Annotated in this window: 10 protein-coding genes; all 10 read left to right on the top strand. The window is 63.3% G+C overall.

From position 1 onward, the window contains the following. Positions 1–270: 270 nt before the first annotated feature. Positions 271–1002 (top strand): Crp/Fnr family transcriptional regulator, encoded by a 732-nt coding sequence (locus ELX51_RS17225; RefSeq protein WP_127754645.1) that lies wholly within the window; start codon positions 271–273, stop codon positions 1000–1002. 143 nt (positions 1003–1145) lie between these two features. After that, positions 1146–2192, top strand: a complete 1047-nt coding sequence (locus ELX51_RS17220; protein ID WP_127754644.1) for a LacI family DNA-binding transcriptional regulator — start codon at positions 1146–1148, stop codon at positions 2190–2192. A 14-nt stretch (positions 2193–2206) separates the two neighbouring features. Then, on the top strand, positions 2207–3238 hold the full coding sequence (locus ELX51_RS17215) for an ABC transporter permease subunit (protein ID WP_248305170.1): 1032 nt from the start codon (positions 2207–2209) through the stop codon (positions 3236–3238). Beyond that, positions 3238–4137: a carbohydrate ABC transporter permease gene (locus tag ELX51_RS17210; RefSeq protein ID WP_127754643.1), complete on the top strand. Its 900-nt coding sequence runs from the start codon at positions 3238–3240 to the stop codon at positions 4135–4137. The genes ELX51_RS17215 and ELX51_RS17210 overlap by 1 nt, the downstream gene beginning before the upstream one ends. A gap of 165 nt (positions 4138–4302) precedes the next feature. Continuing rightward, complete coding sequence (locus ELX51_RS17205; protein WP_248305169.1) at positions 4303–5727, top strand: extracellular solute-binding protein; 1425 nt, start codon at positions 4303–4305, stop codon at positions 5725–5727. Between the two features lie 182 nt (positions 5728–5909). Then, positions 5910–7079 carry an ADP-ribosylglycohydrolase family protein gene (locus tag ELX51_RS17200; protein WP_127754642.1) on the top strand — a complete coding sequence of 390 codons (1170 nt, stop codon included), beginning with the start codon at positions 5910–5912 and terminating at the stop codon, positions 7077–7079. 76 nt (positions 7080–7155) lie between these two features. Further along, complete coding sequence (locus ELX51_RS17195) at positions 7156–9252, top strand: ADP-ribosylglycohydrolase family protein (RefSeq protein WP_127754641.1); 2097 nt, start codon at positions 7156–7158, stop codon at positions 9250–9252. Between the two features lie 130 nt (positions 9253–9382). Then, positions 9383–10441, top strand: a complete 1059-nt coding sequence (gene ugpC, locus ELX51_RS17190; RefSeq protein WP_127754640.1) for a sn-glycerol-3-phosphate ABC transporter ATP-binding protein UgpC — start codon at positions 9383–9385, stop codon at positions 10439–10441. Between the two features lie 218 nt (positions 10442–10659). Next, complete coding sequence (locus tag ELX51_RS17185) at positions 10660–11865, top strand: CoA transferase (protein WP_127754639.1); 1206 nt, start codon at positions 10660–10662, stop codon at positions 11863–11865. After that, positions 11862–12683, top strand: coding sequence for a CoA ester lyase (locus ELX51_RS17180; RefSeq protein WP_127754638.1), 822 nt, complete (start codon positions 11862–11864; stop codon positions 12681–12683). Before ELX51_RS17185 ends, ELX51_RS17180 begins: the two co-directional genes overlap by 4 nt.

The following is a 12683-nucleotide window of genomic DNA, read 5'->3' as shown; positions in this document are numbered from 1 at the left end:
ACTTAGCGGCATTAAAGCTGACATGGCGCGTTTGCCTGCCAGCGCCAAGGCCGCAAGCACAACGACCATATCGGCGGGGGGACAAGGACGGGCGTGGGTGCCGGCACTTTGCGGGCGCATCCTCCTCTGGGTCCGGGGCGTGTGGCCGCAGTTTGAAGTGGCTCCAGGCCGCGCCACAAACCTGGTTCGCGAACAGCGATTGGCAAGAAAAGAAGCAACTACAGCGACCCGCGCACGTTTGTGCGCGAAGGTCCGGTACCAAGGCCCACCATGGACGATCAGCGTCTTGATAGATTTTTTCGCCGCCTGCGGGTGCGTGACACCCTAGGACAAGCAGAACGGGATGCGCTTTCGGCGGCGGCCGGCCAGACTGTTCATTTCGCCCCGGGCGAGTTGATGGCGCGCTATGGCAGCAGCCCGAACAAGAGCCTGTTGCTGATCCAGGGCATGGCTGCCCGGCAAAACACGGTGGAAAGCGGCCAGCAGCAGATCACGGCCTTTCACATCGCGGGCGATTTCGTGGATCTGCATGCCTTCCTGCTATCCAAGCTGGATCATGATGTCAGTGCGATGTCCGCCGTGGCGGCCGTTGAGTTCCCCCATGATGCCTTGCGGCAGATCACCGAGGACTATCCGCACCTAACGCGGCTGCTGTGGCTCTCGACCTTGCTGGATGGGGCGATCCACCGGCAATGGCTGGTGGCGATGGGGCGGCTGACCGCGATTGCGCATATGGCGCATCTGTTCTGCGAGCATTATGTGCGCGCCCAGGCCGTGGGGCTGGCCGAGGATATGAGCTTTCCGTTCGAGATCACGCAGCAGGAGCTCGCTGATGCGCTGGGGCTTTCCAATGTGCATGTGAACCGCACGCTCCAGGAGCTGCGGCGCCAGGATTTAGTGTCCTGGGATACCAAGCGCGTGCGGGTGATCGACTGGAAGCGCCTGCAGGATGTGGGGCAGTTCGATCCTATCTTCCTTGATGTCGTGCATACGCCGCGGTGAGGCGCAGTTAGTCTCGAAAATAAGTAATCCCCTGGTTTGGGGTGGCTGCGGCGCGCTGTCGAGGGTTGCAGTATTGACATTGCTGGTATTCGCGGTAACGTTCCCGCGGTGTGGCAGGGCGGACCGGCTGCAAGGGATGGTTCATGCGCAACAGCCGCGATCGCCGACCAACCATTGTTGATGTTGCCGAGCGCGCCGGGGTGTCCAAGAGCACCGCGGCCCGCGCGCTGACGGGCTCGTCCAACATCACCGAGGAAACCCGTGACCGGGTGATCCGGGCCGCCGCCGCCGTTGGTTATGAGCGCAATCACCTCGCGGTGGGCATGCGCTCGGGCCGCAGCGGCCTGTTGGGCCTCGTGATCCCCGATATCACCAACCCGTTCTGGGGCGATGTGGCGCGTGGGGCGCAGGATCGTGCTTCGCGCAGCGGGGCGTCACTGCTGATCTTTTCTTCCGACTGGGACCCCAAGGCGGAAGCGGCGCATCTGGGCGCGCTGCGCCGGGCGCGGGTCGATGGGGCGATCATCAACCCGGTGGCCGACAGTTTTGACGATCTCGACCGCTTCGGCCTGCCTTGCGTTTTCATCGGCTCGAGCGCCGAGCGCTTTCCCAATATTTCCAGCGTCGGTTCGGACATTGCCCAGGCGGTACGGCTCGGGCTGGACCATTTCGTGCAAAAGGGCCATCCGGCGCCGAGCCTCCTGCTTGGCCCGAAATCGCGCTTGGCGCGGGCACGGTTCTTGCGCGCGGTGCATGAGCATTGCGTCGAGCGGGACGTCGATCCTGCCGTGCTGCCGATCGAGGACGGGGAATATACCGTCAGGGGCGGGCGCGAGGCGATGGCGCGGCTGCTGGAGCGCCCGCGCGTCGGGCACCTAGCTGTGTTTGCGGCCAATGACATGATGGCGTTGGGCGCGATGATGGCGGTGCGCGATGCCGGGCTCGAATGCCCCCGCGACGTTTCAATCATGGGTTTTGACGGCATTCCCTCGGGCGAGTTCGCCTGGCCGGGTCTGACCACGGTGGCCAAGCCGGGGCGCGATATCGGCGAGCGCGCCGTGGACGGGCTCTTTGACGAAATCGAACACAAGCCGGACCACCGGCGCATTTACATGCCGTGCCGGCTGGTTGAGCGCGGCTCGATTGCCGAACTGTCGGCGCAGGCCGCGCAGCGACGCGCCGCGAGCTAAGGAGTATCTGATTGATGGTTGGCTCATCGGAAGAGCAGCTCGGCGCCGCAGTGGCGAGTGGGAACGTTCCCGTGAACGGACACGCTGCAGGCGTTTTGCCGCAGGCGGGGCCGCAATCGCGCCATGTTGCTGAACAGGGTATGAACAGGCTTGAGCGCTTCCGCTTCGGCCTGCGCCAATGGTGGCCCTATTACGCCATGATGGCGCCGGGCCTGCTGTTCTTTTTCGTTTGGCATTACGTGCCGATCTGGGAAGCCAAGATGGCTTTCGAGCAGGTTCGCATCATCCCGCCCAATATCTGGGTCGGGCTCAAGAATTTCGGCGTGCTGTTTTCCTCGCCCATCTTCCATCAGGTGCTGCTCAACACGCTGATCATTTCGGGCATGAAGATCCTCTTTGTGTTCCCGGTGCCGATCATGGTGGCGCTGCTGCTCAATGAAGTGCGCAACGGCAAGCTGCGCGGGGCGATCCAGTCGGCGATCTACCTGCCGCACTTCTTGAGCTGGGTGGTGATCGCGGGCGTGTTCATCGCGCTGCTGTCGCCCACCGATGGTGCTGTCAACCAGGTCCAGCAATCCATGGGCTTTGGCACCACCAATTACCTGACCAATACCGGCACGATCCGCTGGGTGCTGGTGGTATCGGAAATCTGGCGTTCGGCGGGTTGGGACAGCCTGCTTTATCTGGCCGCGATCTTTGCCATCGACCCGCAGCTATATGAAGCCGCCGAAATGGATGGCGCCAATCGCTGGCAAAAGATCTGGCATGTGACCATTCCGGGGATCGTGCCGACGATCGCGACGCTGTTCATCCTCAATATGGGCATGTTCCTGTCGGCCGACCTCAACCAGGTCATCAATTTCCAGAACGCGGTCAACGCTTCCACCATCGATATCATCGACACCTATGTCTACCGCATGGGCCTTTCGACCGGTGAATATGCGCTAGCCACGGCCGCTGGCCTGTTCAAGGCGGTGATCGGCATGATCCTGGTATTGACCTCGCATCTCGTCAGCAAGCGCCTTACCGGCAAGGGAGTGTGGTGATGTTTGGTCAATCGCGCCGGACGCCGCTCGAGCGGGTCGAATATGTGCTGATCGTGTCAACGCTCCTGCTGCTGGTGGTGTTCACCCTGCAGCCGCTGCTGAACCTTTTGGCCCTGTCATTGTCCGAGCCCAGCAAGGTCGCTGGTTTTTCGGGCCTCTCGATCATCCCCGACGGGTTTTCGCCCGATGTGTGGATGCTGCTGCTGCAGCATCCCAATGTGCAGCGCGGCATTTTCAACTCGGTGTGGATGACCGCCACCAGCGTGTGCATCGGCGTCTTCGGCACCGCCTTGATGGCCTGGGGTATGTCGCGGCCGGGCCTGCCCGGACGGCGGATCATTTTCCTGCTCGTGCTCGTCACCATCGTGTTCGAGCCCGGGATCATTCCCGACTATTTCCTGATGAAACGCATGGGCCTGCTCAACACGCCCTGGTCGGTGATCATGTATAAGGCGATCAGCGCCTGGTATCTCATCATCCTGATCCGCTTCTTCGAGGAGATCCCGCAGGAGCTTTTGGAAGCGGCCGAGCTTGATGGCGCCAATCCGTTCCAGACCTTTTTCATGGTGGTGCTGCCGCTGGCCAAGCCGGCGCTGGCGACGATTGCCCTGTTTTATCTCGTGCTGCACTGGAACGAGTTTTTCCGGGCGATGATCTATCTCAACGACCAGACCAAATGGCCGCTGCAGGTGGTGTTGCGCCAGTTCGTCATCGAGGGCGACAAGCTCGCCATCGTCGGGGCCAACAATGCCGCCAACAATATCGGGCTGGCGCAGATCAATATCCGCGCGCTCAAGGCGGGGATGATCCTCATCACCATCCTGCCCATTCTCGCCATCTATCCGCTGATCCTCAAATTCTTCACCAAGGGGACGATGTCGGGAGCGCTCAAGGGATGATTGGGGCGACACAATCTTGGGGGATCGCCGATGGTCCCCCAAACCGGCCCTCCCCTCAAGGGTGAGGGAGGCCAGGCTCCGAGATCCCGCTTCAAGCCTTTCCACAAGAACCGCAAAATTGCGGCCAATGACGAACCTAATGACAATCCAAGGAGGAAATGTCTGATGCTGAAGAAACTACTGCTGGCCTCGACGGCCATGGCAATGCTGGGGGCGCTGGCTGCGCCGGCAATGGCGCAAACCACGCTGCGCCTTGTGAGCAAGGATCTGCTCAACAGCAATCCCGATGACGTCAAGGAAATCGAGGCGATCGAAGCGGCGCTCAAGGAGCGCGGCGTTGATGTCGATATCCAGATCGTCGACCTGCCGGGCTCGGGCTATGCCGATGCGCTGGGCGTGATGCTGCTCTCGGGCGATATCCCGGACATCATGTATTTCCAGGGTGGCGACCAGAAAATGGCCGAGCAGGGAGTGCTCGAGGACCTCACGCCCTGGATCGAAAAGTCCGAGTTCATCAAGGATGCGCTGTGGCCGCACAATGTGGAGCGCCTCGCGAACTACCCTTATCTGCTCTACGTGTACCCTTCGCGCGCGCCTCAGCCGGTGATGCGCCAGGACTGGCTCGACGAGCTGGGCATGGAGCCCCCGACCACGGTCGAGGACTATGAAGCGCTGTTCCAGGCCATCCACGATGCCGATCTCGATGGCGACGGCACGCCGGGCAATACGCTGGGCCTGACGGGGTTCGGCAATACTGGCGAACTCGATTCCATCTTCAACCAGGCCTTTGGCGTCAGCGCCACCTGGATGAAAAATGCCGATGGCACCTGGGTTAATTCGCGCGTCACCGATGCCGAGCGCGCCAAGCTCGAATTCTATGCGCGCCTTGCCAGCAAGGGTCTTTACGACAAGGAATATGTCACCAACACTTTCGATGTGAAGGAAGACAAGTTCTATACCGGCCGGGCCGGGGTGATCTTTGGCTCTTCGCCAGAGGTGATCGACATTTATTCGGGCAAGATGCGCCAGGCCCATCCGGGCGAGGAGATCACGCTGACCGTGCTGCCAGTACCGGAAGGCCCGGGCGGCAAGGGCCTTGCAGCGGTTGACGTGTCCAAGGAAGCGCGCGGCTGGGCGATCTCGTCCCTGTCCGAGCACAAGGAAGAAGCCTTTGCCGTGCTCGATTTCATGGCGAGCAAGGAAGGTCAGGATATCGACCGCATGGGCTTTGCCGATGTGCACCATACTGTAGGCGCTGACGGCACGGTGACCTTCACCGATCAGATCTCGACCTGGTATGCGCGCTTCTTCAATGCCGCGAACTGGACGCCCGCGACCCCGCTGCTTTCGCCCACGGCGCAGACGGCGCTCGACACGATCAAGGGCAATTTCACCCCAGACAACGCCTTTGTCTGGCCAGCTGAATATGCCGCCGATGTGGACGCGGCCGAGCAGGTTTATCGCGGCTGGGTCGCCAAGTTCATCACCGGCGAAGCGAGCCTCGATCAATGGGACCAGTTTGTGGCGGAATACAATGCCGCGGGCGGCCAGCGCATGGCTGAATATGCCGCGACGGTGCTGGGCCAGTAAGCCCGGCGCAACTTGAGCCCTCCTCCTCTCAAGGGGGAGGGGTTGGGGCGGGGGTTCTGCTGCTCTCGCAACCTTCTGGCCTTCGGATTGGCCCGAACCCCCACCCTCGATCCCTCCCCCTCAAGGGGAGGGAGGCGCCGCCCCGGCCTCGTAGAAGACTTCAACTGAAAGTGCCCAAACAAATGACCAAATCCCTCCAATCGCGCATTCGCGGCATGTTGCATGGCGTGGCGCTGGGCGACGCGCTCGGGGCCCCGGTGGAAAAGCTCTCGGCCGCGCAGATCCGCGAACGCTATGGACGGGTCACTTCGGTGATGACGCGCTGGCACAAGATGGATTTGCCGCCCGAGCAGCGCAATCACCGGGTGCGGGGAGACGGGATCGTCACCGACGATACGCTGATGACCCTGGCGGTGATGCAGATCTATGCCGAGGAGCGCCGGCATCTCGATGCCTGGGACATGGCCGACGGCATGGTACGCCAGATTGCCTGGACCCCACGCTGGGTGCCCGAGTTGCAGCGCGAAGCCATGCTGATCGACCGGCTGTTTTATCCGGAAAAGTGGATTTTCCAGCGCCATCAGCTGTCCAATTGCGATCCACGCCAAGGCGGGATCGGGAACATGGTGAACTGCGGGGCCGCGATGTATATCGCCCCGATCGGGGTCGCCAATGCCGCCGACCCCAAGGGCGCCTATGACGAGGCGATCGCCTTTGCCGCCGGGCACCAGGAAAGCTATGGGCTGGAGGCCGCGGGCGTCGTGGCAGCCGCAGTGGCGGCCGCCTTCGTGCCGGGCACGACGATTGATGCGATCGTAGATACCGTGATCGGATTGGCCAAGGATGGCACGCGCGATGCCATCATCGATATTGCCGCCTTGGCGCGCCAGCTGCGCGGCACTGGCGCAGATCATGCGGCAGTGTGCGACGCCTTTCATGGGGCAATTGCGCGCTATTCGGTGATGGGTGACGACGTCAATCACAGCGCCGCCAAGGTCGGGCGGCTGAGCGATGCCTATCGCCCCTCGCGGCTGCAGGCAATCGAAGAGCTGCCGCTGGCGCTGGGCTTTTGCCTGCTCAACAACGGCGCTTTCCGCCCCTCGATCGAGGACGGGATCAATTCGGGCCGCGACACCGATTCCATCGGGGTGATGGCCGGGGCGATCCTGGGCGCCATGCATGGCGAAGCGGTGATCGAGGCCGAGGACCGCGCGCAGCTCGACCTGGCCAACCGGCTCGACCTGTTTGCGGCGGCCGATGCGTTCACCGCCGTGGTCGAGGACATGCTGGCGGCGGACCGAAAAGCAATGGAGGCGCGCTGGGTGGCCAGGGCGGAACTGGGTTTGGCCTGATGTGAACTCTGTCCAGCTCGTCGCGCGCCGCGGTTGAGCATCTCATCCAGTCTCTTCAGTATTCGAAAGTTCAAGCATGCTGTCCGAAACCCAAATCCTCGAAAAGATCTATGCCGGCTTTATAGGCAAGGCCATCGGCGTGCGCCTGGGCGCGCCCGTCGAGCCCACGATCTGGAGCTATGAGCGCATCCAGAAGACCTATGGCGAGGTGACGCAGTATCTGCGCGACTTCAAGAATTTCGCCGCCGACGACGACACCAATGGCCCGGTATATTTCATCCGGGCGCTGCGCGATTACGGGCTCAAGGCAACGGCCGCGGATGTGGGCAAGACCTGGCTCAATTATGCCGCCGAAGAGCATGGCATGTATTGGTGGGGCGGGTTTGGCGTCTCGACCGAGCACACCGCTTATCGCAATTTGCGCGCCGGCATCCCTGCGCCGCAATCGGGCTCGATTGCCCAGAACGGCACGACGGTGGCCGAGCAGATCGGCGGGCAGATCTTTATCGATAGCTGGGGCTGGGTGAACCCGGGCAATCCGCAGCGCGCAGCCGACATGTCGGCAATGGCTGCGAGCGTGGCCCATGATGGCGACGGGCTCAATGGGGCGCGGTTCTGCGCGGCAGCGATTGCGGCGGCGTTCGAGGCCAAAAGCATCGACGAGATTATCGCGACCGCCATGTCCACGATTGATCCGGCTTCCACTTATGCGCGGGTATGCCAGGCGGTGATCGATTTCCACCGCGCCAACCCGGACAACTGGCGCGCCTGCCGCGAGATGCTGGAAGCGGAATGGGGTTATGACCGCTATCCGGGCGTTTGCCACATCATCCCCAATGCCGGCGTGACGATCATGGCCATCCTTTATGGCGAGGGCGACCTGCCGCGCACGGCCGAGATCGCGACCATGGCGGGCTGGGACACCGACTGCAATGCGGGCAATGCGGCGGCGATCGTTGCGACCTTCCAGGGCCTGCATGAGGGTTGGGACAAATATCGTAAGCCCATCAACGATTTCCTTGTCGCCTCGGGCATTGTGGGCACGATCAACATTGTCGATATCCCAAGCTTTGCCCGCGAGCTGACCGTGCTGGCGCTGCAGCTGGACGGCCGCGAAGTGCCCGAGCTCTGGATCGAGGACATGACGCGGCGCGGGTTGCGCTTTGATTTCGATCTGCCCGGCTCGACCCATGGCTTTCGCAGCGATGGCACCAACCAGATCTCGGTCAAGCATTCCGGCGAGCGTCACGTCGAGGGCTCGCGCGGTTCGCTTGAAATCCAGCTCGATCGCCTCGAGCGCGGGCAGGGCGGGCGCGTGTTCTGGAAGCCTTTTTATCGGCGCACGGATTTCGACGATGAGCGCTATCGCCCGATGTTCTCGCCCGTGGTGGATAACGGCCAGACCGTCAGCTTCAAGCTTTGGCTCGACCCCTGGAATGGCGACGGCAATCTGCGGGTGGTGCCTTATGTGCGCCGCACCATGAGCGGGGCGATCGAGGAAGTGGGCGCCTGGGATGTGCCATCGGCCACCGGTTGGCAGGATTACAGCTTTGCGGTGCCCGAAGGGGCCGAGGCGATCGACGAGATCGGCATTTCCATCGAGTATTTCGGCCGGCTCAAATTCCTGGGTCGCCTGTTCCTCGCCGATTTCAGCGTTGGTGGTGCGGGTCACACCGTGATCGAGCCGGAAACTGAAGTGCAGGAATGGGGTGCCATTTCGCGCTTCACCTATAATAGGGGGCACTGGACCAAGAGCTTTGGCCGCATCCAGGGGCATACGGCGGGTGATGCCGATATGTGGACCGGCCATTATTATAGCCGCGACGTGACGGTGAAGGCCGATATCCAGCGCCTGTCGGGCATCTCGCAGCTGGTGAGCGCGCGGGTGCAGGGCACCGGCCGGTTCTATGCGGCGGGTCTCGAGGGTGATGAGGTCGTGATCCTCAAGGAGGATTTCGGCAGCACGGTGCTGGCGCGGGCGCCGTTCAAGGCGGAAGCCGGCAAGAGCTACGACATCGCATTCACCGTGCGGGGCGACCAGCTCAGCCTGGCCGTTGACGGGCAGCAGCTCGTGACCGCAACCGACACTGACTATGCCTATGGCATGGCGGGGCTGCGGCTGGCTTCGGCCGGGCGGATGAGCGTGGGCCGTTTCGAGATCGTCGAGGGGTAAGGAACCCCTCCCAAACCCTCCCCGGGTGGGGGAGGTGTCTGCCCCGTGGCTGGGGTTTAATCCTGCCAAGGCTTTGGCCCGTGCGCTCCCAGTGAGCGCCGGGCCAGGGGAATCTCAAAGGAGAGACCGCATGTCGGAAATCGAACTCAAGCATGTCGGCAAGCGCTATGGCGATGTCACCGTGCTCAATGACATCTCGCTGGAAATGGCGGATGGCGAATTCGTCGTGCTCGTGGGCCCGTCCGGCTGCGGCAAATCCACCCTGCTGCGCATGATTGCGGGGCTGGAGGATATCACGGCGGGCCAGATCACCATTGGCGGCAAGATCGTCAACAATATGCCGGCCAAGGAACGCGACATCGCCATGGTGTTCCAGAGCTATGCGCTTTATCCGCATATGAAGGTGGCGGACAATATGAGTTTCTCGCTCCGGCTGGCGGGTACCTTCAAGGCCGAGATCAAGAGCCGCGTCGCCGCTGCCGCCGAGATTTTGGGGCTGGAAAACCTCCTCGACCGGTTGCCGCGCGAGCTGTCGGGCGGGCAGCGCCAGCGCGTGGCCATGGGCCGGGCCATTGTGCGCGACCCCCGCGCTTTCCTTTTTGATGAGCCACTCTCCAATCTCGATGCCAAGCTGCGCGTAAAAATGCGCGGCGAGATCAAGCGGCTGCATCAGCGGCTGGGCAAGACCATGGTTTATGTGACCCATGACCAGACCGAAGCCATGACCATGGCCGACAAGATCGTGGTGCTCAATGGCGGGCGGATCGAGCAGGCCGGCGCGCCGCTGGAGCTCTACAACAACCCGGCCAACCTCTTTGTCGCGGGCTTTATCGGCTCGCCCGAGATCAACCTGCTCGAGGCGACTTACACCGGCGGCACCGAGATCGCGATCAAAGGCGGCCAGTCGATGCCGCTGGGCACCGCCCTGGACGTGCCGGCGGGCACCGCAATCACCTACGGGGTGCGGCCCCAGCATATCACCCTGGGCGCGAGCGGCGTTCCGGCCGAGGTACTGGTGGTGGAGCCCACCGGCGACGCGCAGGAAGTGCTGGCGCGGGTGGGCGAGGAAGACGTTTCGGTGGTGGTGCGCGACCATCCCCTGCTGACGCCGGGCGAAGTGGTGCAGCTGGTGATCGATCCGGGCAAGCTGTTTGTGTTCGATACCAAGACCGGGCTGCGGTTGCGGTAAGTTCAGGGCAGCACGTACGCGGGTAGGTGCTTGGACCTCCCTTCCCTTGAGGAGAGGGTTGGTGGAGGCAGCTGGGGTCGGCCCGGCGACCCCCTCCCTTGGTCCCTCCGCTCAAGGGGGAGGGGAGGGCAGGACCCGGGAGTTGGGTGGGGGTTACCCTTCGCCGGAGACAGAAAGACGACGGGCCCGGTGAGGGCTCAGTTAGATTGGTTAAATTGATGACGCACGCGCAAAAGGCCTTTGACCCAACTGCAACCGGGCCGCTCGATGGCATCCGGGTGCTGGATCTGTCGCGGTTGATGGCGGGCAATATGCTCAGCCTGCAACTGGCCGATTTTGGTGCCGATGTGGTCAAGATCGAGCCACCCGAGGGGGACCCCCTGCGCGACTGGCGTGATGACGGGCATTCGCTGTTCTGGAAGACCTATGGGCGCAACAAGCGCTCGGTGGCGCTCAATTTGCGGCATGCGCCGGCAATGGCGGCATTGTGGAAATTGATCGAAACGGCTGATGTGCTGATCGAAAACTACCGGCCGGGAACGCTGGAAAAGATGGGGCTGGCGCCCCAGGCGCTGCTGGAGCGCAATGCCGACCTGATCGTGGTGCGCATTTCCGGGTTCGGGCAGACCGGGCCTTATGCGCAGTTCCCCGGCTTTGGCACCATCGTGGAAGCCATGAGCGGCTTTGCCGACCGGACGGGCTTTCCCGACCGCGAGCCGGTGCTGCCGCCGCTGGCGCTGGCCGACATGATCGCTGGCATCTATGGGGCTTCGGCCACGACCATGGCGCTTTATGCGCGTCAGACAGGAATGGCGCGCGGGCAGGTGATTGACCTTAGTCTGCTCGAGCCGATGTTTTCGGTGCTCGGTCCGGAAGCGGCCATTCATGCGGTGACGGGCAAGATCAAGCAGCGGGTGGGGAGCGCCTCCAACACCGCATCGCCCCGCAATGTCTACCAATGCGCCGACGGCAAGTATCTGGCGCTGTCGGGCTCGACCCCGGCGGTGGCGCGGCGCATTTTCGAGATCATCGGGCGGGCCGATATGAACGAGGATCCGCGCTTTGCCAACAATTCCGAGCGGGTCAAGCACCGCGCCCTGGTGGACGAGGCGGTGGGTGCCTGGTTTGCCCAGCGCCCGAGCGAGGAAGCGCTCGCGGTCATGCGCCAATCCGGCGCGACGGTGGGGCCCATCTTCAACATAGCCGATGCCATGGCCGATCCGCATTTTGCCGAGCGCGAAATCATCGTCGAAGTGGAGGACGAGCAGTTCGGCCATTTGCCCATGCACGATATCGTGCCGCGCCTCTCCGGCACGCCCGGCGTGTGGCGGCGGCCGGCGCCAGGCCTTGGCGAGCACAGCACCGAAATCCTGCGCGAAGCGGGGCTGGACGAGGCGGCGATTGCTGCAGCGGTGGCGCCGTGATCCGCTCGCTGCTCTATGTGCCGGCCCATGCCGAGCGCTTCATCGCCAAGGCGCATCAGCGCCAAGCGGATGCCATCATCCTTGATCTCGAAGATGCCGTACCGCCCGAGCACAAGCTTGCCGCCCGCGAAGGGCTCGGGGCGAGCGTGCCCAGCGTCGGGCAGGCGGGCGCGCAGGTGTTCGTGCGTATCAATGCCACAAGCATCGAAGATGCACTTGCAGCGTGCCGGGCCGGAGCAGTGGGCCTCTTGGTCCCCAAGGTGGAGCGCGCGGCAGATCTGGAGCGGCTGGGTGAAGGGCTGGAGCTGACGGAGCGTGAACTCGGGCGCAGCCCCATTAGCCTCGTGGCCATTCTGGAAGACCCCGGCGCTGTGCTTGAGGCACGGGCTATTGCGCGCGCGCCCCGGCTGCTGGCGCTGGCGACGGGCGGGGAGGATCTGGCGCTGGCGCTGGGCGGCCAGCCCACGCCCGACGTGCTGCGATTGCCAAAGCTGCTGGTGCATTACGCCGCCAAGGCGCAGGGATTGCTGTCTTGGGGGATGCTGCGCAGCGTGGCCGATTACACCGACCATGAGGGGATCAGCGCGGCGGCGCGCGAAGCGCGCGAGCATGGCTTTGATGGCGCCACCTGCGTGCATCCGGGCGTCGTGCCCTTGCTCAATGCGGGTTTTGCCCCGAGTGCCGAGGAGCTGGCCTGGGCCCAGCGCGTCGTCGCGGCCGCCCAACAGGAGAGTGGAGCCTTTGCGCTGGATGGCCGCATGATCGACGCGCCAGTTATTGCGCGCGCCCGAGCGCTGCTCGCAGTAACAAAGCCGTGA

This window comes from Devosia sp. 1566, assembly GCF_004005995.1.
Lineage (GTDB): Bacteria > Pseudomonadota > Alphaproteobacteria > Rhizobiales > Devosiaceae > Devosia.
The sequence above is the reverse complement of the archived record's forward strand: the minus strand, read 5'-3'. Positions and strand labels throughout refer to the sequence as shown.